Origin of the sequence: Pseudomonas sp. SWI7 (assembly GCF_006351945.1) — a bacterium.
Taxonomy (GTDB): domain Bacteria; phylum Pseudomonadota; class Gammaproteobacteria; order Pseudomonadales; family Pseudomonadaceae; genus Aquipseudomonas; species Aquipseudomonas fulva.
The window spans coordinates 3,638,117-3,664,921 of record NZ_CP040930.1; the positions used below are offsets into that span (position 1 = coordinate 3,638,117).

Annotated in this window: 2 protein-coding genes; both read right to left on the bottom strand. The window is 58.2% G+C overall.

Annotated features, from left to right (window positions below; genetic code table 11):
• Positions 1-29 precede the first annotated feature (29 nt).
• A complete protein-coding gene (locus FH041_RS16685; protein ID WP_049696786.1) occupies positions 30-371 on the bottom strand; it encodes a hypothetical protein in 342 nt (113 codons plus the stop codon).
• Between the two features lie 185 nt (positions 372-556).
• Positions 557-26,632: an immunoglobulin-like domain-containing protein gene (locus tag FH041_RS16690; protein WP_140174890.1), complete on the bottom strand. Its 26,076-nt coding sequence runs from the start codon at positions 26,630-26,632 to the stop codon at positions 557-559.
• Between the last annotated feature and the right edge of the window lie 173 nt (positions 26,633-26,805).

Sequence of the window (26,805 nt, forward strand, 5' to 3'; positions counted from 1 at the left end):
CATAGTTCGGTCGGTGCCTGAGTTCGGCGTCAGATCAGGCCACCCTCTTCTTCTTCCTCTATCAGGTTATTGAGGCTGCTCAGTGCTTTGCGCGCTGTCGAACGGTTCAGGAGTTTGGTCTGGGCGCCCGGTGGCAGGTCAGTGATCTTGAACACGCCTTTGGCGGTCAGGACATCGATCAAGTCTTCAAGCACCCGGATCATGTCGAGATCGCTTTGCTTGAGCTGATTGAGGCTGTTTTCCACGACGTCATCGGCAAACCATTCCTGAATGTCGGCATGGTCGGCCGGAAGCATTTCGGTAAATTCGTCGAACGCAGCAGCTTCCACTCGCTGCAACTGGCCAGCGGCGTCGCGTTGCACGTAGAACATGGCGATGTCCCTCGTCACATGGATTCCTTCAGGGTAGACAGCAGCATAGGCAAAAAGCGCCGCACGCGTGGGTGCGGCGCGAAAGTATGCGCTGTGGGAGTGCGTGGCGGAAGGCCTGCCCAGGCAGTTGCGCCAGGTCAAGGCACACCGGGACAACCTGTTACGGTTGCCCCGGTCATGGACCGTCAGCTGTCTTTGTTGTGGATGATGATGGTCGGGTCGGCACCGCTGATCAACGAGTTGATCGTCTGGTTGGACCAGTTCACACCTTCCAGCTTGATGGTGACGTCAGCATTGGCCAGCCCGCCATCGGTGTTGAGCTTGCCTTCGCTGCTGACCTGCAACGTCGTGGTGCCCTCCACCGTCGACAGCTTGAGGTAGTTGTCGATGGTGCTGCCTTTCTCGCCTTGCAACAGGTCCTTGAGGTCGATGCGGTCACCTTCGGAGCGGTTGAAGTCCTTGATGACGTCATTGCCATAATCGCCGGCCTTCCAGACGAAGGTATCGGCACCGCTGCCGCCGATCAGGATGTCGTTACCCGGACCGCCGATGAGGGTGTCGTTGCCTGAGCCACCCAACAGGATGTCATTGCCTTTGCCGCCATCGAGGATGTCGTTGCCGCCCTGACCGAACAGGATGTCGTTGCCGTTGCCGCCCGACAGGATGTCGTTGCCGTCGTTAGGCCCTGAAATATCGAACTCGGTGTAGTGCTCAGCGATGTATTGGTGAACATTACTAGTGGTGACAGCACTGGCATCAACCCCTGTTTTCTGGGCGACATACGTTTGCAAGGCCTGATAGCCCTCGCTGACAACACCGTTCAAGGTAATCAAGTCACCAAAGATGATGTCGTTGCCATTTCCACCGTCGACCGTATCGGCACCAGGCAACGTCGCCTCAGTATGTCCAAGAATCGCGCTTGCCAGTTTGGACGGATCTATATTGGTCTGCGGTTTGCCCGCCGTATCGTACGGTTTGAGATCAGCGAGGCTGACGTCAGAATTCAAACCAATAGCCTGAACCTTACTCAGTCCCGGCACGGTCGAACTGCCACCAAGCAACATGAAACTATCAGTTGTATTTGTAGCCGAATCGCTCCAATTCGAGGATGAATTCTTGCCAGTGCCGCCCAAACTGGACAGCTCGTAGGTGCCATCACCTTGGGCATGGATTGTCCCGATAGTGCTCGTGGACATGGCAACAAACGAACCCCAGAAATTGTAGCCATAAGTTGTAACTTTTACCTGTCCAGCGCTGTTTATGTCCACCCTGTGAGTCGAGTCAGCCCACTCACTGAACGTGGCACCAACCTTGTAGTTGTTAACATTAACAACCTCGTCCAGCATTTTGCCGTTCGTCCACAGTCGGGCATCAGTCTGCTCGCCACGCTGGTAATAGGTCGGCTTACCATCGGTAATGAAGTACGTAAGATTCTCAGCGTTCGTATTGCCCAGCGCCATCTTGCTCTTGAAGAAGTTAGCTGTAGTTTTAAACGCATCTTCATAATTGGTGCCGCCGCCGTAGTCGCCGCCCTGCATGGAGCTCAGAACACTTTGAAGTTGGCTCAGAGCATTCGCGTCCGATAGATTGACGGCTATATTTTGGTTGACCTGAGTATCGAAATCTACCAGGAAGAGGTTAACCGTTCCCGACGTGTCGGCCCCCAAACTCGCTTTGAGTGTCTTGAATACAGATTCCAGCTGTGTCTTCGCTGCGGCAATCGATTCGTCTGTCATACTGCCGGAGCTGTCGACAATGAATGCAATGTTGTAGTTTTTTCCGGCCACCACGTTCAGGCCAGATACATCCGCCACGATGATGTCATGACCTTCGCTGCCATTCAGTACGTCGCTGCCCGATGTACCAACACTGGCTTTGTAAACGCCGCCATAAACCGTAACCGGAATACGGCCAACGGTACTAGCGGAGTCACCCAGACTTTCAGTAGCCGTTGAAGTGACCGTGATGTCAAACGAGCCCTTGAAGTAGGCAGGTGGGGTAAGGGTCAAGCCACTGAGTTTCCACCCTGTTACATTGATCGGCCCATCGGCGACTGTAGCTGTATGTCCTGCGTTGTCAGTTAACACCGTTCCTTTTGGTAAGCCGCCCAGTGTGACGTTCAGCGTCTCGGAACCATCGGTATCGGTCAGGGCGGTCGAAATACCGACCAGTTTCACCGTACCATTCTCTGGGCCTTCGTTGAGCTTGTAGCCATCGTAGTAGGTTTGACCATTGACCGTGTGCGCGTCGGACACGCTCAGGCCAGCGTTGGCCATCTCGGTCACGTTCTGGTACATGCGAATGTTCGCGCTGCTCAGATCCGTCACGCCGCCAGAGCCCACCTGAATGTTCAGGTCATAACTGCCCGGGCCGGACTGGTTGGCGTGGTAAACCTCGATCGGGTAGTAGCCGGTCGCCGTAGGCGTGAACGACCCCGTCACCTGGCCGCCGCCACCCCACGTGGCCGTGACCACGGTCTTGCCACCGATATTGACCAGGAAGCTGTCGTCGGCAGTACCACTGAAGGTGTAGGTCTTGCCTGCTTCCAGGTAGATCAGGCCGGAGGTCTTCGAACCGCTGCCCCCATTCACGCTGCCGTCGGACTGGACGTTGGTGGTAGTGCCGCTGGAGGTGGCGCTGCCGGAGTTGGCAAAGACCGTCTTGAGTGCATCACCGGTGATGCCATTGCCGTTGGTGCCCAGGTCCTTCAGGGTGGTCCACACTTCCTTGGTCAGGCCTTTGGACACCACATCGGCACTGCCGATGGCCAGGGTCGGCATGTCGGCCACCGGGCTGATATCGACCTTCATGGTCGTCTCGGTGCCCAGGTTGGTCCCGTCGTTGGGCTTGTACTTGAACTGCGCGTAGTCGGCCTGTTGGTTGCCCACGCCGGTGCCACCGTAGCCGTCAGCGCCAGACTGGTTTAGCAGCGGCACGAACTTCAGCTTGCTGGCGGCGATATCGGCCTGGCTGATCACCTGGCCGACGGTAACGTTGGTCCAGCTGCTGCCGTTGAAGTACTTGAGGCTGCCTGCAGCCGGCAGCGAGGTGATGGTCACGGCCAGACCGGTGTTGCCATCCGGGTCGGTGACCTTGAAGTCCCCCCAGGCGAATACGTAGTCGGTGTCTTCCACGCCATACACGGCACCGCCTGGGGAAACCGGCAGGTTGTCGTTGTCGAGGATGGCGGTGGTGACGCTGCCTTTGCTGCCGTTTACCTGCAAGTTCTCGAAGTTGCCACCGGTGGCGTTTTCGATCTTGACCGTGAAGTTCTCGGTGCCTTCGACCAATTTGTCGTCGATCGTCGGCACATCGAAGGTCACGCCGGAGCTGTTGGCCGGAATCTTCACGGTAGTGACACCCGTGAAGTCCTCACCGTTCTTGGCCGTGCCCGAGTAGCTGAGGGTGACGGTCACTTCGGACTGGGATGGATTGCTCAACGTCAGGGTGTAATGCGCCGTCTCGCCTTCGGTCAGCGAAGTGGTGCCACTGATGCCTACGGTGGTCACGTCACCCTGGCCACTCGGCTCGTCGGTCACGGTAGTGGTTACGGCAGTCTTGCTGCCCACCAGGCTTTCGAACTGCTTGTCACCAGCAACGCTGATGTCGGTGATCGCCTTGGTGATCGCAGGCTGCCCACCGACGTACACGTCGTCCGGCGCATTGATGCTGACCGTACCGCTGGCAGAACCCGCCGCGATGAACACTTGCGTGCCACCGGTCAGGGTCACGGTCACACCGCCGTGGCCTGTCACAGGCAGGCTGGTGTCTTCACTGACCAGCGTCACGGTGTAGGTGATCTTGCCACCCTCGACGACGGTGGTGTTATCCACAGCCAGCACAGCAGTCACCTTGCTGATGGTGTCGGTGATGTTGACCGAGGCAGGCGCGCCCAGCACCAGGTTCTCGAACTTGGCGTTCGGCACTTCGGCTTTGGCGATGCCGATCTCCAGCTTGCCCTCGTCCTTGAACACGTCATCGCCCTGAGCTGGCGCGACATAGGACTTGCTGGTCTCCCCGGCCTTGAACACAACGGTGGCGTTGTTGCTCAGGGTGACGGTGAGGTCCTTGTCCAACACGCGGTTCAAGGTCAGGGTGAACAGAGGCGGCGTGGCTTCATTGACCGAGGTTTGGTTGGCCACGATGTTGACCAGTACCAGGTCACCCTGGCCGGCCGGCTCATCGGTCACCGCCGTGGTGACGGTGGTCTTGCTCGCCACCAGGTTTTCGAACTGCTTGTCACCGGCCACGGTGATGTCCGTAATGGCCTTGGTGATCGCAGGCTGGCCACCGACGTACACGTCGTCCGGCGCATTGATGGTGACGGTGCCGCTGGCAGAACCGGCAGCGATGAACACCTGGGTGCCGCCGGTCAGGGTGACGGTCACGCCACCATGGCCAGTCACTGGCAGGTTGTTGTCTTCGCTGACCAAGGTCACGGTGTAGGTGATCTTGCCACCTTCAGCCACAGTGGTGTTATCCACAGCCAGCACGGCGGTGACCTTGCTGATGGTGTCGGTGATGTTGACCGAGGCAGGCGCGCCCAGCACCAGGTTCTCGAACTTGGCGTTCGGCACTTCAGCCTTGGCGATACCGATCTCCAGCTTGCCCTCGTCCTTGAACACGTCGTCGCCCTGCGCAGCAGCCGTGTAGGTCTTGGTCAGCTCGCCAGCCTTGAACACAACGGTAGCATTGTTGCTCAGGGTGACGGTCAGGTCCTTGTCCAGCGCACGGTTCAGGCTCAGGGTGAAGGTCGGGGCCGTGGCTTCATTGACCGACACTTGGTCTGCAACGATGTTGACCTGTACCAGGTCGCCCTGCCCAGCCGGCTCGTCGGTCACGGTGGTCGTGACTGCCGCCTTGCTGGCCACCAGGTTTTCGAACTGCTTGTCACCGGCGACGGTGATGTCCGTGATGGCCTTGGTGATTGCAGGCTGGCCACCGACGTACACGTCGTCCGGCGCATTGATGCTGACAGTGCCGCTGGCAGAACCTGCCGCGATGAACACTTGCGTGCCGCCGGTCAGGGTGACGGTCACGCCACCATGGCCAGTCACTGGCAGGTTGTTGTCTTCGCTGACCAAGGTCACGGTGTAGGTGATCTTGCCGCCTTCAGCCACAGTGGTGTTATCCACAGCCAGCACGGCGGTGACCTTGCTGATGGTGTCGGTGATGTTGACCGAGGCAGGCGCGCCCAGCACCAGGTTCTCGAACTTGGCGTTCGGCACTTCAGCCTTGGCGATGCCGATCTCCAGCTTGCCCTCGTCCTTGAACACGTCGTCGCCCTGCGCCGCGGCCGTGTAGGTCTTGGTCAGCTCGCCAGCCTTGAACACAACGGTGGCGTTGTTGCTCAGGGTGACGGTCAGGTCCTTGTCCAGCGCACGGTTCAGGCTCAGGGTGAAGGTCGGGGCCGTGGCTTCATTGACCGACACTTGGTCTGCAACGATGTTGACCTGTACCAGGTCGCCCTGCCCAGCAGGTTCGTCCGTTACGGTGGTGGTCACTGGCGACTGGTTGGCCACCAGGTTCTCGAACTGCTTGTCACCCGCCACACTGATATCCGTGATGGCCTTGGTGATGGCAGGCTGGCCGCCGACATACACGTCATCTGGGGCATTGATGCTGACGCTGCCACTGGCGGAGCCGGCTGCGATGAACACCTGGGTGCCGCCGGTCAGGGTGACGGTCACGCCACCATGGCCGGTAACCGGCAGGTTGTTGTCTTCGCTGACCAAGGTCACGGTGTAGGTGATCTTGCCGCCTTCGGTCACGGTGGTGTTATCCACAGCCAACACGGCAGTGACCTTGCTGATCGTGTCGGTGACGTTGACCGAAGCCGGGCCGCCAATGACCAGGTTCTCGAAGGTGGCGTTCGGCACTTCTGCCTTGACGATGCCAACCTCGATCTTGCCCTCGTCCTTGAAGACGTCATCGCCTTGCGCAGCAGCCGTGTAGGTCTTGGTCATCTCGCCAGCCTTGAACACAACGGTGACGTTGTTGCTCAGGGTAACGGTCAGGTCCTTGTCCAGTGCGCGGTTCAGGCTCAGGGTGAAGGTCGGCGCAGTGGCTTCGTTCACCGACACCTGATTGGCGACGATATTGACCTGCACCAGGTCGCCCTGGCCGGTAGGTTCGTCGTGCACGGTCGTGGTAACCGGCGACTTGTCCGCCACCAGGTTTTCAAATTGCTTGGCGCCTGCGACCGTGATGTCGGTAATCGACTTGGTGACCGCAGGCTGGCCGCCGACGTACACGTCATCTGGCGCATTGATGGTGACGGTGCCAGTAGCAGAGCCGGCGGCGATGAATACCTGGGTGCCACCGGTCAAGGTGACGGTCACGCCACCGTGGCCAGTGACCGGCAGGTCGCTGTCTTCGCTGATCAAGGTTACGGTGTAGGTGATCTTCCCGCCTTCGACGACCGAGGTGTTATCCACAGCCAGCACCGCAGTGACTTTGCTGATGGTGTCGGTGACATCGACCGATGCAGGCGCGCCCAGCACCAGATTCTCGAAGGTAGCATTCGGCACTTCGGCCTTGACGATACCGATCTGGATCTTGCCTTCGTCCTTGAAGACGTCATCGCCCTGGGCAGGTGCGACATAGGACTTGCTGGTCTCGCCGGCCTTGAACACAACAGTGGCGTTGTTGCTCAGGGTGACCGTGAGGTCCTTGTCCAGCACGCGGTTCAGGGTCAGCGTGAACAGGGGTGGCGTGGCTTCGTTGACCGAGACCTGGTTGGCCACGATGTTCACCAGTACCAGGTCACCCTGGTTGTCATTGCCTGGCGTACCCGAACCTGGCTCGTCGGTGACTGCGGTGCTGACCGGGGTCTTGTCCAGGGTGAGCTGTTCGAACTTCCAGACATCCGGGCCGCTGACCGCCGCGATCGATTTGACGACCGGGTCGTTGGCGCCGATGTAGACGTTGTCAGGTGCGGCGACGGTGACCGAGCCGGTCGTGCCGTTGGCCGGGATGGTGATGGTGGTTTTGCCATCGTCCAGGGTGAAGGTCAGCGCGCCATGCTTGTCAATTGGCAAGCCGTCCTTGTTGGTCAGGGTCACGGTGTAGGTGATCTGACCACCTTCGGCCACGGAATCGGTCGCAGTCAGCTTCGCCACAACTTCGTCGATGGTGTCAGTGACTTTGACCGAAGCCTCGTTACCCAGTTGTAGGTTCTCGAAGGTGCGACCGCCAGCATCGGCTGCCGACTTGATGCCCAGGCTGATTTCGCCCGAGTCTTTGTAGACGTCATCGCCTTGCGCGGCGTGGGTGTACTGAGCGCTGGTTTTACCGGCTTTGATAGTGACCTTCTCGTTGTTGCTAAGGGTCACGACCAAGTCATTGGCCAGTGCAGTATTCACGTGCACGGTAAACGTTGGCTTGACGTTCTCGGCAACGGAGGTCTGGTCGGCGGTGATAGTCACTTGGACCAGGTCGCCCTGGTTGCCAGTACCAGGAACTCCCGAGCCAGGCTCATCGGTAACCTGAGTGGTGACAGGCGTTTTGTCGAGCGTCAGCTGCTCGAACTTGCCAACGTCTGCGCCAGTGACGGTTGCGATCGATTTGACGACCGGGTCGTTCGCGCCAACATAGACGTTGTCAGGCGCTGTGACGGTAACCGAACCCGTGGTGCCGTTGGCCGGGATGGTGATGACGGTCTTGCCATCGTCCAGGGTGAAGGTCAGCGCGCCATGTTTGTCGATTGGCAAGCCGTCTTTGTTGGTCAGGGTCACGGTGTAGGTGATCTGACCGCCTTCGGTGACCGAGTCGGTCGCAGTCAGCTTGGCTACAACTTCATCGATGGTGTCAGTAACTTTGACCGATGCATCGTTGCCCAACTGCAGGTTTTCGAAGGTACGGCCGCCCGCATCGGCTGCTGACTTGATGCCCAGGCTGATTTCGCCGGAGTCTTTGTAGACGTCGTCGCCTTGTGCGGCGTGCTCGTACGTTACGGCAGTCTGGCCAGCTTTGATGGTGACTTGAGCGTTGTTGCTGAGGGTCACGACCAAGTCGTTGGCCAGAGCCTTGTTGATCTGCACGGTGAACGACGGTTTGACGTTTTCGGCTACCGAAGTTTGATCCGCGGTAATGGTAACCAGCACTTGGTCGCCTTGGTTGCCAGTACCAGGAACTCCCGAGCCAGGCTCATCGGTAACCTGAGTGGTGACGGGCGTTTTGTCGAGCGTCAGCTGCTCGAACTTGCCTACATCTGCGCCAGTGACGGTTGCAATCGATTTGACGACCGGATCGTTGGCACCGACGTAGTCATTGTCAGGCGCGGTAATGGTTACCGAACCGGTCGTACCATTGGCCGGGATAGTGATGACGGTCTTGCCATCGTCCAGCGTGAAGGTCAGCGCACCATGCTTGTCGATTGGCAGGCCATCTTTGTTGGTCAGGGTCACGGTGTAGGTGATCTGACCGCCTTCGGTGACCGAATCGGTCGCAGTCAGCTTCGCCACAACTTCATCGATGGTATCGGTGACTTTGACCGATGCATCGTTGCCCAGCTGCAGGTTTTCGAAGGTACGACCGCCAGCATCGGCTGCCGACTTGATGCCCAGGCTGATTTCGCCAGAGTCCTTGTAGACGTCGTCGCCCTGCGCTGCGTGGGTGTACTGGGCGCTGGTTTGGCCGGCCTTGATGGTGATCTTCTCGTTGTTGCTGAGGGTCACGACCAAGTCGTTGGCCAGGGCCTTATTGATCTGCACGGTGAAGGTCGGCTTGACGTTCTCGGCTACGAAGGTTTGGTCAGCCGTAATGGTGACCAGTACCAAATCGCCTTGGTTACCCGTACCCGGGGTTCCAGAACCTGGCTCGTCGGTAACTTCGGTGCTGACTTGGGTTTTATCCAGCGTCAGTTGTTCGAACTTCCAAGCATCCGCGCCGCTGACCGACTCGATCGAGTTCACGACAGCAGGGTTCGTGCCCACATAAACGTTGTCCGGCGCGGTAGCGGTGGCCGAACCTACGGTGCTGTTGGCAGGCACCACCACGGTAGTGCCATCTTTGAGATGGAAGTACAGCTCTGCGTGGTTGTTGATCGGCAGACCATCTTTGTTGGTCAGCGTTACGGTGTAGGTGATCTCGCCGCCTTCGGCAACCGAAGTGGTCGCAGTGAGCTTGGCTACAACTTCATCGATGGTGTCAGTGACTTTGACCGATGCATCGTTGCCCAACTGCAGGTTCTCGAACGTACGACCACCCGCGTCGGCTGCCGACTTGATGCCCAGGCTGATTTCACCGGAGTCTTTGTAGACGTCGTCGCCTTGTGCTGCGTGCTCGTAGGAAACGGCAGTCTGGCCGGCTTTGATAGTGACTTGGGCGTTGTTGCTCAGGGTCACGACCAGGTCGTTGGCCAAGGCTTTGTTGATCTGCACGGTGAACGTAGGTTTGACGTTCTCGGCTACCGAAGTTTGATCCGCGGTAATGGTGACCAACACTTGGTCGCCTTGGTTGCCAGTGCCTGGCGTACCCGAACCTGGCTCGTCGGTAACTTGGGTGCTGACAGGTGTCTTATCGAGCGTTAATTGTTCGAACTTGCCAACATCGGCACCGGTAACGGAGGCGATCGACTTCACGACCGGATCGTTAGCACCGACATAGTCGTTGTCCGGCGCGGTCACAGTGACCGAACCAGTGGTGCCGTTGGCTGGGATGGTGATGACGGTCTTGCCATCGTCCAGGGTGAAGGTCAGCGCGCCGTGTTTGTCGATTGGCAGGCCATCTTTGTTGGTCAGGGTCACGGTGTAGGTGATCTGACCACCTTCTGTAACAGATTCGGTAGCAGTCAGCTTGGCTACAACTTCGTCGATGGTATCGGTGACTTTGACCGATGCATCGTTGCCCAACTGCAGGTTCTCGAAGGTACGACCACCCGCATCGGCTGCCGACTTGATGCCCAGGCTGATTTCGCCGGAGTCTTTGTAGACGTCGTCGCCTTGTGCGGCGTGCTCGTAAGAAACGGCAGTCTGGCCGGCTTTGATAGTGACCTGAGCGTTATTGCTCAGAGTCACGACCAAGTCGTTGGCCAGGGCCTTGTTGATCTGCACGGTGAACGTTGGTTTAACGTTCTCGGTCACAGAAGTCTGGTCGGCAGTGATGGTGACCAACACTTGGTCGCCTTGGTTGCCAGTGCCTGGCGTGCCCGAACCTGGCTCGTCGGTCACTTGGGTGCTGACAGGTGTCTTATCGAGCGTTAATTGCTCGAACTTGCCTACATCTGCGCCGGTAACGGAAGCGATCGATTTGACGACCGGATCGTTAGCGCCGACATAGTCATTGTCAGGCGCGGCGACGGTGACCGAGCCGGTCGTGCCGTTGGCCGGGATGGTGATGGTGGTTTTGCCATCGTCCAGCGTAAAGGTCAGCGCGCCGTGTTTGTCGATCGGCAGGCCATCCTTGTTGGTCAGGGTCACGGTGTAAGTGATCTGACCGCCTTCGGTGACCGAGTCGGTCGCGGTGAGCTTGGCTACAACTTCGTCGATGGTGTCGGTAACTTTGACCGAGGCATCGTTGCCCAGCTGCAGATTCTCGAAGGTGCGACCGCCAGCATCGGCTGCCGACTTGATGCCCAGGCTGATTTCACCCGAGTCTTTGTAGACGTCGTCGCCTTGTGCGGCGTGGGTGTACTGGGCGCTGGTTTCACCGGCTTTGATAGTGACCTTCTCGTTGTTGCTAAGGGTCACGACCAGGTCATTGGCCAGTGCGGTATTCACGTGCACGGTGAAGGTCGGCTTGACGTTCTCGGCGACAGAGGTCTGGTCGGCGGTGATAGTCACTTGGACCAGGTCGCCCTGGTTGCCAGTACCAGGAACTCCCGAGCCAGGCTCATCGGTAACCTGAGTGGTGACAGGCGTTTTGTCGAGCGTCAGCTGCTCGAACTTGCCAACGTCTGCGCCGGCAACGGAGGCGATCGATTTGACGACCGGGTCGTTCGCGCCAACATAGACGTTGTCAGGCGCTGTGACGGTAACCGAACCCGTGGTGCCGTTCGCCGGGATAGTGATGGTGGTCTTGCCATCATCAAGGGTGAAGGTCAGCGCGCCATGCTTATCGATCGGCAGGCCATCTTTGTTGGTCAGGGTCACGGTGTAAGTGATCTGACCGCCTTCGGTAACCGAGTCGGTCGCAGCCAGTTTCGCGATAACTTCGTCGATGGTGTCGGTGACTTTCACCGACGCCTCGTTACCCAACTGCAGGTTTTCGAAGGTACGACCACCCGCGTCCACTGCCGACTTGATGCCCAGGCTGATTTCACCCGAGTCTTTGTAAACGTCGTCGCCCTGAGCGGCGTGCTCGTAAGACGCGGCAGTCTGGCCGGCTTTGATAGTGACTTGGGCGTTGTTGCTCAGGGTCACGACCAGGTCGTTGGCCAGAGCCTTGTTGATCTGGACGGTGAACGTTGGTTTAACGTTCTCGGCAACAGAAGTCTGGTCGGCAGTGATGGTGACCAATACTTGGTCGCCCTGATTACCGGTGCCCGGGGTACCCGACCCTGGCTCGTCGGTGACAGCAGTACTGACCGGCGTTTTATCCAAAGTGAGCTGTTCGAACTTGCCAACGTCTGCGCCAGTGACGGTTGCAATCGATTTGACAACCGGATCATTGGCACCGACATAGTCGTTGTCAGGCGCCGTAACGGTTACCGAACCGGTAGTGCCGTTAGCCGGGATGGTGATGACAGTTTTGCCATCGTCCAAGGTGAAGGTCAGCGCGCCATGCTTGTCGATTGGCAAGCCATCTTTGTTCGTCAGGGTCACGGTGTAGGTAATCTGACCACCTTCGGTGACCGAGTCGGTAGCCGTTAGCTTCGCCACAACTTCGTCGACGGTGTCGGTGACTTTCACCGACGCCTCGTTACCCAGTTGCAGGTTCTCGAAGGTACGGCCGCCAGCGTCCGCTGCCGACTTGATGCCCAGGCTGATTTCGCCGGAGTCTTTGTAGACGTCGTCGCCTTGCGCTGCGTGAGTGTACTGGGCGCTGGTTTCGCCGGCTTTGATAGTGACCTTCTCGTTGTTGCTCAGGGTCACGACCAGATCGTTGGCCAGGGCTTTGTTGATTTGAACGGTGAACGTCGGCTTAACGTTCTCAGCAACGGAAGTCTGGTCAGCAGTGATGGTGACCAGCACTTGGTTGCCTTGGTTACCAGTGCCTGGCGTGCCCGAACCTGGCTCGTCGGTCACTTGGGTGCTGACAGGTGTCTTATCGAGCGTTAGTTGCTCGAACTTGCCAACATCTGCGCCAGTGACGGTTGCAATCGATTTGACGACCGGATCATTGGCACCGACATAGTCATTGTCAGGCGCGGTCACAGTGACCGAGCCAGTAGTGCCATTGGCCGGGATAGTGATGACGGTCTTGCCATCGTCCAGCGTAAAGGTCAGCGCGCCGTGTTTGTCGATTGGCAAGCCATCTTTGTTCGTCAGGGTCACGGTGTAAGTGATCTGACCGCCTTCGGCAACCGAAGTGGTCGCAGTGAGCTTGGCTACAACTTCATCGATGGTGTCAGTGACTTTGACCGAAGCATCGTTACCCAGCTGCAGGTTTTCGAAGGTACGACCACCCGCATCGGCTGCCGACTTGATGCCCAGGCTGATTTCGCCCGAGTCTTTGTAAACGTCGTCGCCCTGAGCGGCGTGCTCGTAAGACGCGGCAGTCTGGCCGGCTTTGATGGTGACTTGGGCGTTGTTGCTCAGGGTCACGACCAGGTCGTTGGCCAGAGCCTTGTTGATCTGCACGGTGAACGTCGGCTTAACGTTCTCGGCAACAGAAGTCTGGTCGGCAGTGATGGTGACCAACACTTGGTTGCCCTGGTTACCCGTGCCTGGCGTACCTGAACCTGGCTCGTCGGTAACTTGGGTGCTGACTGGGATCTTGTCGAGCGTCAGCTGTTCGAACTTGCCAACATCTGCGCCGGTAACGGAGGCGATCGATTTAACGACCGGATCGTTGGCACCGACATAGTCGTTGTCAGGCGCCGTAACGGTTACCGAACCGGTAGTGCCGTTAGCCGGGATGGTGATGACAGTTTTGCCATCGTCTAGGGTAAAGGTCAGCGCGCCATGCTTGTCGATCGGCAGGCCATCTTTGTTGGTCAGGGTCACGGTATAGGTGATCTGACCACCTTCGGTAACCGAGTCGGTAGCAGTCAGTTTCGCGACAACTTCGTCGATGGTATCGGTAACTTTGACCGACGCCTCGTTACCCAGCTGCAGGTTTTCGAAGGTACGACCACCCGCGTCTGCTGCCGACTTGATGCCCAGGCTGATTTCGCCCGAGTCTTTGTAAACGTCGTCGCCCTGAGCGGCGTGCTCGTAAGACGCGGCAGTCTGGCCGGCTTTGATGGTGACTTGGGCGTTGTTGCTCAGGGTCACGACCAGGTCGTTGGCCAGAGCCTTGTTGATCTGCACGGTGAACGTCGGCTTAACGTTCTCGGCAACAGAAGTCTGGTCGGCAGTGATGGTGACCAACACTTGGTTGCCCTGGTTACCCGTGCCTGGCGTACCTGAACCTGGCTCGTCGGTAACTTGGGTGCTGACTGGGATCTTGTCGAGCGTCAGCTGTTCGAACTTGCCAACATCTGCGCCGGTAACGGAGGCGATCGATTTAACGACCGGATCGTTGGCACCGACATAGTCGTTGTCAGGCGCCGTAACGGTTACCGAACCGGTAGTGCCGTTAGCCGGGATGGTGATGACAGTTTTGCCATCGTCTAGGGTAAAGGTCAGCGCGCCATGCTTGTCGATCGGCAGGCCATCTTTGTTGGTCAGGGTCACGGTATAGGTGATCTGACCACCTTCGGTAACCGAGTCGGTAGCCGTTAGCTTCGCCACAACTTCGTCGATGGTATCGGTGACTTTCACCGACGCCTCGTTACCCAGTTGCAGGTTCTCGAAGGTACGGCCGCCAGCGTCCGCTGCCGACTTGATGCCCAGGCTGATTTCGCCGGAGTCTTTGTAGACGTCGTCGCCTTGTGCGGCGTGCTCGTACGACACAGCAGTCTGGCCGGCTTTGATGGTCACCTGAGCGTTGTTGCTCAGGGTCACAACCAAGTCGTTGGCCAGGGCTTTGTTGATCTGCACGGTGAACGTCGGTTTAACGTTTTCAGCTACCGAAGTCTGGTCGGCAGTGATGGTGACCAATACTTGGTCGCCCTGGTTACCGGTGCCCGGGGTACCCGAGCCTGGCTCGTCGGTGACAGCAGTACTGACCGGCGTCCTATCCAAAGTGAGCTGTTCAAACTTGCCAACATCTGCGCCGGCAACGGAAGCGATCGATTTGACGACCGGATCGTTAGCGCCGACATAGTCGTTGTCCGGCGCGGTCACAGTGACCGAACCGGTGGTGCCGTTGGCTGGGATGGTGATGACAGTCTTGCCATCGTCCAGGGTGAAGGTCAGCGCGCCGTGTTTGTCGATTGGCAGGCCATCTTTGTTGGTCAGGGTCACGGTGTAGGTGATCTGACCACCTTCGGTAACCGAGTCGGTAGCAGTCAGTTTCGCGACAACTTCGTCGATGGTGTCGGTGACTTTCACCGACGCCTCGTTACCCAACTGCAGGTTTTCGAAGGTACGACCACCCGCGTCCGCTGCCGACTTGATGCCCAGGCTGATTTCACCGGAGTCTTTGTAGACGTCATCGCCCTGAGCAGCGTGCTCGTACGACACAGCAGTCTGGCCGGCTTTGATGGTCACCTGAGCGTTGTTGCTCAGGGTCACGACCAAGTCGTTGGCCAAGGCTTTGTTGATCTGCACGGTGAACGTTGGTTTGACGTTCTCGGCTACCGAAGTTTGATCCGCGGTAATGGTAACCAGCACTTGATCGCCTTGGTTACCAGTGCCCGGGGTACCCGAACCTGGCTCGTCGGTGACAGCAGTGCTGACCGGCGTTTTATCCAAAGTGAGCTGTTCGAACTTGCCGACGTCCGCACCAGTAACGCTGGCGATCGATTTAACGACCGGATCGTTAGCGCCGACATAGTCGTTGTCAGGCGCCGTAACGGTTACCGAACCGGTAGTGCCGTTAGCCGGGATGGTGATGACAGTCTTGCCATCGTCCAAGGTAAAGGTCAGCGCGCCATGCTTGTCGATTGGCAGGCCGTCTTTGTTGGTCAGGGTCACGGTGTAAGTGATCTGACCGCCTTCGGTGACCGAGTCGGTCGCGGTGAGCTTGGCTACAACTTCATCGATGGTATCGGTGACTTTGACCGATGCATCGTTGCCCAACTGCAGGTTCTCGAACGTACGACCACCCGCGTCGGCTGCCGACTTGATGCCCAGGCTGATTTCACCGGAGTCTTTGTAGACGTCGTCGCCTTGGGCGGCGTGCTCATAAGAAACAGCAGTCTGGCCAGCTTTGATGGTGACTTGAGCGTTGTTGCTCAGGGTCACGACCAGGTCGTTGGCCAAGGCCTTGTTGATCTGCACGGTGAACGTCGGTTTAACGTTTTCAGCTACCGAAGTCTGGTCAGCAGTGATGGTGACCAGCACTTGGTTGCCTTGGTTACCAGTGCCTGGCGTGCCCGAACCTGGCTCGTCGGTAACTTCGGTGCTGACCGGCGTTTTGTCGAGCGTCAGTTGCTCGAATTTGCCTACATCTGCGCCGGCAACGGAGGCGATCGATTTGACGACCGGATCATTGGCACCGACGTAGTCGTTGTCAGGCGCGGTCACAGTAACCGAACCGGTAGTGCCGTTAGCTGGGATGGTGATGACGGTCTTGCCATCGTCCAGGGTAAAGGTCAGCGCGCCGTGTTTGTCGATTGGCAAGCCATCTTTGTTCGTCAGGGTCACGGTGTAAGTGATCTGACCGCCTTCGGTGACCGACTCGGTTGCGGTGAGCTTGGCTACAACTTCGTCGATAGTGTCGGTAACTTTGACCGAGGCATCGTTGCCCAGCTGCAGATTCTCGAAGGTGCGACCGCCAGCATCGGCTGCCGACTTGATGCCCAGGCTGATTTCACCCGAGTCTTTGTAGACATCGTCGCCTTGGGCGCCGTGCTCATAAGAAACAGCAGTCTGGCCAGCTTTGATGGTGACCTGGGCGTTGTTGCTCAGGGTCACGACTAGGTCGTTGGCCAAGGCTTTGTTGATCTGCACAGTGAACGTAGGTTTAACGTTCTCGGCTACCGAAGTTTGATCCGCTGTAATGGTAACCAGCACTTGGTCGCCCTGGTTGCCAGTGCCTGGCGTACCCGAACCTGGCTCGTCGGTAACTTGGGTGCTGACTGGGGTCTTATCGAGCGTCAGCTGTTCGAACTTGCCAACATCTGCGCCGGTAACGGAGGCGATCGATTTAACGACCGGATCGTTGGCACCGACGTAGTCATTGTCAGGCGCGGTCACAGTGACCGAGCCGGTCGTGCCATTGGCCGGGATGGTGATGACAGTTTTGCCATCGTCCAGGGTGAAGGTCAGCGCGCCATGTTTGTCGATTGGCAAGCCGTCTTTGTTGGTCAGGGTCACGGTGTAAGTGATCTGACCGCCTTCGGTGACCGAGTCGGTCGCAGTCAGCTTGGCTACAACTTCATCGATGGTGTCAGTAACTTTGACCGACGCCTCGTTACCCAGCTGCAGGTTTTCGAAGGTACGGCCGCCCGCATCGGCTGCTGACTTGATGCCCAGGCTGATTTCGCCGGAGTCTTTGTAGACGTCGTCGCCTTGTGCGGCGTGCTCGTACGTTACGGCAGTCTGGCCAGCTTTGATGGTGACTTGAGCGTTGTTGCTCAGGGTCACGACCAGGTCGTTGGCCAGAGCCTTGTTGATCTGCACGGTGAACGACGGTTTGACGTTCTCGGCTACCGAAGTTTGATCCGCTGTAATGGTAACCAGCACTTGGTTGCCCTGATTACCCATGCCTGGCGTACCTGAACCTGGCTCGTCGGTAACTTGGGTGCTGACTGGGGTCTTGTCGAGCGTCAGCTGTTCGAACTTGCCAACATCTGCGCCGGTAACGGAAGCGATCGATTTGACGACCGGATCATTGGCACCGACATAGTCGTTGTCAGGCGCCGTAACGGTTACCGAACCGGTAGTGCCGTTAGCCGGGATGGTGATGACAGTTTTGCCATCGTCCAGGGTGAAGGTCAGCGCGCCATGCTTGTCGATCGGCAGGCCATCTTTGTTGGTCAGGGTCACGGTATAGGTGATCTGACCACCTTCGGTAACCGAGTCGGTAGCAGTCAGTTTCGCGACAACTTCGTCGATGGTATCGGTAACTTTGACCGACGCCTCGTTACCCAGCTGCAGGTTTTCGAAGGTGCGGCCGCCAGCGTCTGCTGCCGACTTGATGCCCAGGCTGATTTCGCCGGAGTCTTTGTAGACGTCGTCGCCTTGTGCGGCGTGCTCGTACGTTACGGCAGTCTGGCCAGCTTTGATGGTGACTTGAGCGTTGTTGCTCAGGGTCACGACCAAGTCGTTGGCCAGAGCCTTGTTGATCTGAACAGTGAACGTCGGTTTAACGTTTTCAGCTACCGAAGTCTGGTCGGCAGTGATGGTGACCAATACTTGGTCGCCCTGGTTACCGGTGCCCGGGGTACCCGAGCCTGGCTCGTCGGTGACAGTAGTGCTGACCGGCGTCTTGTCCAAAGTGAGCTGTTCGAACTTGCCAACATCAGCGCCGGCAACGGAGGCGATCGATTTGACGACCGGATCGTTAGCACCGACATAGTCGTTGTCAGGCGCGGTCACAGTGACCGAACCAGTTGTGCCGTTGGCTGGGATGGTGATGGTGGTCTTGCCATCGTCCAACGTGAAGGTCAGCGCGCCGTGTTTGTCGATTGGCAGGCCGTCTTTGTTGGTCAGGGTCACGGTGTAAGTGATCTGACCGCCCTCGGTAACCGAGTCGGTCGCAGTCAGTTTGGCCACAACTTCGTCAACGGTGTCGGTGACCTTCACCGAGGCATCGTTACCCAGCTGCAGATTTTCGAAAGTGCGGCCACCCGCGTCGACCGCCGACTTGATGCCCAGGCTGATCTCGCCGGAGTCTTTGTAGACGTCGTCGCCTTGAGCTGCGTGAGTGTACTGGGCGCTGGTTTCGCCGGCTTTGATAGTGACCTTCTCGTTGTTGCTCAGGGTCACGACCAGATCGTTGGCCAGGGCTTTGTTGATTTGAACGGTGAACGTTGGTTTGACGTTTTCGGCTACCGAAGTTTGATCCGCTGTAATGGTAACCAGCACTTGGTCGCCTTGGTTGCCAGTGCCTGGCGTACCCGAACCTGGCTCGTCGGTAACTTCGGTGCTGACTGGGGTCTTGTCGAGCGTCAGCTGTTCGAACTTGCCAACATCTGCGCCGGTAACGGAAGCGATCGATTTGACGACCGGATCATTGGCACCTACATAGTCGTTGTCAGGCGCGGTCACAGTGACCGAGCCGGTCGTGCCATTGGCCGGGATGGTGATGACAGTTTTGCCATCGTCCAGGGTGAAGGTCAGCGCGCCATGTTTGTCGATTGGCAAGCCGTCTTTGTTGGTCAGGGTCACGGTGTAAGTGATCTGACCGCCTTCGGTGACCGAGTCGGTCGCAGTCAGCTTGGCTACAACTTCGTCGATGGTATCGGTGACTTTGACCGACGCCTCGTTACCCAGCTGCAGGTTTTCGAAGGTGCGGCCGCCAGCGTCTGCTGCCGACTTGATGCCCAGGCTGATTTCGCCGGAGTCTTTGTAGACGTCATCGCCCTGAGCAGCGTGCTCGTACGACACAGCAGTCTGGCCGGCTTTGATGGTCACCTGAGCGTTGTTGCTCAGGGTCACAACCAAGTCGTTGGCCAGGGCCTTGTTGATCTGCACGGTGAACGTCGGTTTAACGTTTTCAGCTACCGAAGTCTGGTCGGCAGTGATGGTGACCAACACCAAGTCGCCTTGGTTACCAGTACCTGGCGTACCCGAACCTGGCTCGTCGGTAACTTCGGTGCTGACCTGAGTTTTATCCAGCGTCAGTTGCTCGAACTTCCAAGCATCCGCGCCGCTGACCGATTCGATCGAGTTCACGACGGCAGGGTTCGTGCCCACATAAACGTTGTCAGGCGCAGTAGCGGTGGCAGAACCTACGGTGCTGTTGGCAGGCACCACCACGGTGGTGCCGTCTTTCAGGTGGAAGTACAGCTCTGCGTGGTTGTTGATCGGCAGACCATCTTTATTGGTCAGCGTCACGGTGTAGGTGATCTCGCCGCCCTCGGCAACCGAAGTCGACGCGGTAAGCTTGGCTACAACTTCATCGACGGTATCGGTGACTTTGACCGATGCATCGTTGCCCAGCTGCAGGTTTTCGAAGGTGCGACCACCCGCGTCGGCTGCCGACTTGATGCCCAGGCTGATTTCGCCCGAGTCCTTATAAACGTCGTCGCCTTGTGCTGCGTGCTCGTAGGAAACGGCAGTCTGGCCAGCTTTGATGGTGACTTGGGCGTTGTTGCTCAAGGTTACGACCAGATCGTTGGCCAGGGCCTTGTTGATCTGCACGGTGAACGTCGGTTTAACGTTTTCAGCTACCGAAGTCTGGTCGGCAGTGATGGTGACCAACACCAAGTCGCCTTGGTTACCAGTACCTGGCGTACCCGAACCTGGCTCGTCGGTAACTTCGGTGCTGACCTGAGTTTTATCCAGCGTTAGTTGCTCGAACTTCCAAGCATCCGCGCCGCTGACCGATTCGATCGAGTTCACGACGGCAGGGTTAGTGCCCACATAAACGTTGTCCGGCGCAGTAGCGGTGGCAGAACCTACGGTGCTGTTGGCAGGCACCACCACGGTGGTGCCGTCTTTCAGGTGGAAGTAAAGCTCTGCGTGGTTATTGATCGGCAGACCATCTTTGTTGGTCAGCGTCACGGTGTAGGTGATCTCGCCGCCCTCGGCAACCGAAGTCGACGCGGTAAGCTTGGCTACAACTTCATCGACGGTATCGGTGACTTTGACCGATGCATCGTTGCCCAGCTGCAGGTTTTCGAAGGTGCGACCACCTGCGTCGGCTGCCGACTTGATGCCCAGGCTGATTTCGCCCGAGTCCTTATAAACGTCGTCGCCTTGTGCTGCGTGCTCGTAGGAAACGGCAGTCTGGCCAGCTTTGATGGTGACTTGAGCGTTGTTGCTCAAGGTTACGACCAGATCGTTGGCCAGAGCCTTGTTGATCTGCACGGTGAACGTTGGTTTGACGTTCTCGGCTACGGAGTTCTGATCAGCGGTAATAGTGACCAACACCAAGTCGCCTTGGTTACCCGTGCCTGGGGTACCCGACCCAGGTTCATCGGTAACTGTGGTGCTGACTTGGGTTTTATCCAGCGTCAGTTGCTCGAACTTCCAGGCATCCGCGCCGCTGACCGATTCGATCGAGTTCACGACAGCAGGGTTCGTGCCCACATAAACGTTGTCAGGCGCAGTAGCGGTGGCAGAACCTACGGTGCTGTTGGCAGGCACCACCACGGTGGTGCCGTCTTTCAGATGGAAGTACAGCTCTGCGTGGTTGTTGATCGGCAGACCATCTTTATTGGTCAGCGTCACGGTGTAGGTGATCTCGCCGCCCTCGGCAACCGAAGTGGTCGCGGTCAGCTTGGCTACAACTTCATCGATGGTGTCGGTGACCTTGACCGAGGCATCGTTGCCCAGCTGCAGGTTTTCGAAGGTGCGGCCGCCCGCGTCGGCTGCCGACTTGATGCCCACGCTGATTTCGCCCGAATCTTTATAAACGTCGTCACCTTGTGCCGCGTGCTCGTAAGACACGGAGGTCTGACCAGCCTTGATGGTGACTTGAGCGTTGTTGCTCAGGGTCACGACCAAGTCGTTGGCCAGGGCTTTGTTGATCTGGACGGTAAACGTTGGTTTGACGTTTTCGGCGACGGAGGCTTGGTCGGCGGTGATAGTGACCTGGACAAGGTCACCTTGGTTGCCAGTGCCAGGAGTACCCGAGCCCGGCTCGTCAGTTACTGTAGTGGTTACAACCTCATTGCCCAGCGTCAGCTTCTCGAAGTTATCCCCACCTGAAACCGACTCCAGCTTGTTCGCCAGAGCAGGCTGGCCACCCATGTACACATCATCGCCAACGGCAATGGTGGTGCTGCCAGAGATGCTGTTGGCTGGAATAGTGACTTTGGTCCCGTCAGTCAGCGTGAACGTCAGTGCCCCATGTTGAGTGACAGGCAAGCCTTGAGCGTTGCTCAGGGTTACGGTGTAGGTAACTTGCCCGCCCTCTGTAACAGTCGCCTTGTCCGCTGTAAGGGTTGCGATGACTTCGCTGATGGTGTCGGAAATTTCGACTGTTGCCGGGCCACCGATGACGAGGTTTTCGAACGTGGCACCCGGGACGCTAGCGTCGGTCACACCTAGCGTGACCGAGCTTGGATCCTTGATGACATCGTCGCCTTGTGCGGCGAGCTTGTACTCGACCTCGGTTTTTCCAGCCTCGATGGTGACTTTGTCACCATTGGACAGGGTGACAGTAAGCGGACGGTCCAAGGCTTGACTGACTTTGACCGTAAAGGACGGCTGCTGATCTTCGGTCACATTGCCGTTACTGGCGATGCTGACAGTGACGGTGTCGATACTGTCGTTGATGACCGTGGAAGCTGGCGTGGGGCTTGCGGTCAGTTTTTCGAAGTTACCGCCCGTGGCGCTGTCGATGGTCACGCTAACGGTCGAGCCGTTGTTGTAAACATCGTTGGCCGGGGTCTGGAAGTCGATGCTGCCCTGAGTCTTGCCAGCCTCAACAGTGATGACCTGGCCGTTGGACAGGGTCACGGTAACCGGAGTCTGAGCCGGGTTGGTCAGCGTCACGGTATAAGTGATGACGCCGCCCTCGGTCACGCTCGGCGAAGCCGTCAGCGTGGCAGTGGTGGTGTCGATCGAATCATTAATCGTGGTAACCGCAGCCGCAGGATTCGGGGTCAGCTGTTCGAAGTTGCCACCCGTGGCGCTGTCGATGGTCACACTAACGGTCGAACCGTTGTTGTAGACGTCGTTGGCCGGGGTCTGGAAATCGATACTGCCCTGAGTCTTGCCTGCCTCAACAGTGATGACCTGGCCATTGGACAAGGTCACAGTCACCGGAGTCTGGGCCGGATTGGTCAGCGTTACGGTGTAGGTGATAACGCCGCCTTCGGTGACGCTTGGCGAAGCAGTCAACGTGGCAGTGGTCGTATCGATCGAATCATTGATCGTCGTTACAGCTGGCGTCGGGTTCGGCGTCAGTTGTTCGAAGTTACCGCCCGTGGCGCTATCGATGGTCACACTTACGGTCGAACCGTTGTTGTAAACATCGTTGGCCGGGGTCTGGAAGTCGATGCTGCCCTGAGTCTTGCCAGCCTCAACAGTGATGACCTGGCCGTTGGACAGGGTCACAGTCACCGGAGTCTGAGCCGGGTTGGTCAGCGTCACGGTGTAAGTGATCACGCCACCTTCGGTGACCGAAGGGCTCGCGGTCAGGGTCGCGGTAGTGGTGTCGATCGAATCATTGATCGTCGTTACAGCTGGCGTCGGGTTCGGCGTCAGCTGTTCGAAGTTGCCACCCGTGGCGCTGTCGATAGTCACACTAACGGTCGAACCGTTGTTGTAGACGTCGTTTGCCGGAGTTTGGAAATCGATACTGCCCTGAGTCTTGCCAGCCTCAACGGTGATGACCTGGCCGTTGGACAGGGTCACAGTCACTGGAGTCTGAGCCGGATTGGTCAGCGTTACGGTGTAGGTGATGACGCCGCCTTCGGTGACGCTCGGCGAAGCCGTCAAGGTTGCGGTGGTCGTATCGATCGAATCGTTGATTGTGGTAACTGCTGGCGTCGGGTTCGGCGTCAACTGCTCGAAGTTGCCGCCTGTAGCGCTGTCGATGGTCACGCTAACGGTCGAACCGTTGTTGTAGACGTCGTTCGCCGGGGTTTGGAAGTCGATGCTGCCTTGGGTCTTGCCTGCTTCGACAGTGATGACCTGGCCGTTGGACAGGGTCACAGTCACCGGAGTCTGAGCCGGGTTGGTCAGCGTCACGGTGTAAGTGATCACGCCACCTTCGTTCACGCTCGGCGAAGCCGTCAGCGTGGCAGTGGTGGTGTCGATCGAATCATTAATCGTGGTAACCGCAGCCGCAGGATTCGGGGTCAGCTGTTCGAAGTTGCCACCCGTGGCGCTGTCGATGGTCACACTAACGGTCGAACCGTTGTTGTAGACGTCGTTGGCCGGGGTCTGGAAATCGATACTGCCCTGAGTCTTGCCAGCCTCAACAGTGATGACCTGGCCGTTGGACAGGGTCACAGTCACCGGAGTCTGAGCCGGGTTGGTCAGCGTCACGGTGTAAGTGATCACGCCACCTTCGGTGACCGAAGGGCTCGCGGTCAGGGTCGCGGTAGTGGTGTCGATCGAATCATTGATCGTCGTTACAGCTGGCGTCGGGTTCGGCGTCAGTTGTTCGAAGTTGCCGCCTGTAGCGCTGTCGATGGTCACACTAACGGTCGAACCGTTGTTGTAAACATCGTTGGCTGGGGTCTGGAAGTCGATGCTGCCTTGGGTCTTGCCAGCCTCAACAGTGATGACCTGGCCGTTGGACAGGGTCACAGTCACTGGAGTCTGAGCCGGATTGGTCAGCGTTACGGTGTAGGTGATGACGCCGCCTTCGGTGACCGAAGGACTCGCGGTCAGGGTCGCGCTAGTGGAGTCGATTGAATCGTTGATCGTCGTTACAGCTGGCGTCGGATTCGGCGTCAGCTGTTCGAAGTTGCCACCCGTAGCGCTGTCGATGGTCACGCTAACGGTCGAACCGTTGTTGTAGACGTCGTTTGCCGGAGTTTGGAAATCGATACTGCCCTGAGTCTTGCCAGCCTCAACGGTGATGACCTGGCCGTTGGACAGGGTCACAGTCACTGGAGTCTGAGCCGGATTGGTCAGCGTTACGGTGTAGGTGATGACGCCGCCTTCGGTGACGCTCGGCGAAGCCGTCAAGGTTGCGGTGGTCGTATCGATCGAATCGTTGATTGTGGTAACTGCTGGCGTCGGGTTCGGCGTCAGTTGTTCGAAGTTACCGCCCGTCGCGCTATCGATGGTCACACTTACGGTCGAACCATTGTTGTAGACATCGTTGGCCGGGGTCTGGAAGTCGATGCTGCCCTGAGTCTTGCCTGCCTCAACAGTGATGACCTGGCCATTGGACAAGGTCACAGTCACCGGAGTCTGGGCCGGATTGGTCAGCGTCACGGTGTAAGTGATCACGCCACCTTCGGTGACGCTTGGCGAAGCAGTCAACGTGGCAGTGGTCGTATCGATCGAATCATTGATCGTCGTTACAGCTGGCGTCGGGTTCGGCGTCAGTTGTTCGAAGTTGCCACCCGTGGCGCTGTCGATGGTCACACTAACGGTCGAGCCGTTGTTGTAAACATCGTTGGCTGGGGTCTGGAAGTCGATGCTGCCTTGGGTCTTGCCAGCCTCAACAGTGATGACCTGGCCGTTGGACAGGGTCACGGTAACCGGAGTCTGAGCCGGGTTGGTCAGCGTCACGGTGTAAGTGATCGCGCCGCCCTCGGTCACGCTCGGCGAAGCCGTCAGCGTGGCAGTGGTGGTGTCGATCGAATCAGTAATCGTGGTAACCGCAGCCGCAGGATTCGGCGTCAGTTGTTCGAAGTTACCGCCCGTCGCGCTATCGATGGTCACACTTACGGTCGAACCGTTGTTGTAAACATCGTTGGCCGGGGTCTGGAAGTCGATGCTGCCCTGAGTCTTGCCAGCCTCAACAGTGATGACCTGGCCGTTGGACAAGGTCACAGTCACCGGAGTCTGAGCCGGGTTGGTCAGCGTCACGGTATAAGTGATGACGCCGCCCTCGGTCACGCTCGGCGAAGCCGTCAGCGTGGCAGTGGTGGTGTCGATCGAATCATTAATCGTGGTAACCGCAGCCGCAGGATTCGGGGTCAGCTGTTCGAAGTTGCCACCCGTGGCGCTGTCGATGGTCACGCTAACGGTCGAGCCGTTGTTGTAGACGTCGTTCGCCGGAGTTTGGAAGTCGATACTGCCCTGAGTCTTGCCAGCCTCAACAGTGATGACCTGGCCGTTGGACAAGGTCACAGTCACCGGGGTCTGAGCCGGGTTGGTTAGCGTCACGGTGTAAGTGATCACGCCACCTTCGGTGACCGAAGGGCTCGCGGTCAGGGTCGCGGTAGTGGTGTCGATCGAATCATTGATCGTCGTTACAGCTGGCGTCGGGTTCGGCGTCAGTTGTTCGAAGTTACCGCCCGTCGCGCTATCGATGGTCACACTTACGGTCGAACCGTTGTTGTAAACATCGTTGGCCGGGGTCTGGAAGTCGATGCTGCCCTGGGTCTTACCTGCCTCAACAGTGATGACCTGGCCGTTGGACAGGGTCACAGTCACCGGAGTCTGGGCCGGGTTGGTCAGCGTCACGGTATAAGTGATGACGCCGCCTTCGGTGGCCGAAGGAGTGGCGGTCAACGTTGCAGTGGTGACATCGATGGTATCTGTAATTTCAGTAACCAACGGCCCTTGCGGTGGGGTTACTGTAATGCCACTGCCCCCGCTGGTACCGGTGACCGTTGTAGAAATCTGCCCACCATCAATGTAGGGCGTGTCATTCGGCGGGATCACGACATTGACACTGCCAGTGGTCTGCCCGGCCGGAATGACGATCACAGAGCCGTTGGCCAGCGTGATGACAAGGTCGCTGCCCGGTGCCTGGCCAACCGTAGCGGTATAGACAATGACGCCACCCGCTTCGCTGATCGATGGCGTGGCCCCGACCACAAGGGTGGTGGCAACCGTAGTGCCAGTTGTCGGCGCGGTGACTCGGTTGTCAGCGGTGGTTTGCGTTCCAGCCACTTCCACGGGGGCGGCCGCCGCTGCAAAACCAAGGCCTTCGGTAGGGAAGCCTATCGTGGGATCAACGCTGCCGGCCGTTTCTTCCAGCATGACGAAACTGTGGCCGCCACCTGCTGCACCGCCGCCCGCAGCAGTCGGACCGGCAGCCGTGGCTTCAAGATCGGTGGTAGGGTCAGCGCCTGCGGCGATCGCCTGTTGCAATTCTTCGACAGACGGCGCCGCCTGGGCAGCGGCCTGGCCCAAATCGGTACTGCTGTCAGGCGCGTCTGCGCTCCACTGGGTATCACGACCAAGGTCGAGCAATCGGCCATCTGCCAACTCCAGCGTCACCGCGCCACCCGGGCCGGTAAGGACCTGCTCACCCGCTAGAAGTCGATCGCCTTCTATGAGCACACGCCGGATGCCTTCAGGGGATACCGCGATAACCTGGCCGACAATACTTTTGACGATGGCTACAACGCTGCTCATTGGACTCTCCGTGTGACCCGCTGGGGTACTTCTGTGCCAGAGCGGCATCCGCAGCCACCTGAACAGGAATTATGTCGATGATCTCTTGACGCTTGATTGCGTCAATATTCCGTCTATGACGAAATGTAATTAGACTTATGCCAAACTATTGACCTTATATCGGCCATCCTAAA

Coding starts and splice junctions, on each gene's coding strand:
- FH041_RS16685 (WP_049696786.1), bottom strand. CDS start 371: ATGTTCTACGTGCAACGCGACGCCGCTGGCCAGTTGCAGCGAGTGGAA.
- FH041_RS16690 (WP_140174890.1), bottom strand. CDS start 26,632: ATGAGCAGCGTTGTAGCCATCGTCAAAAGTATTGTCGGCCAGGTTATC.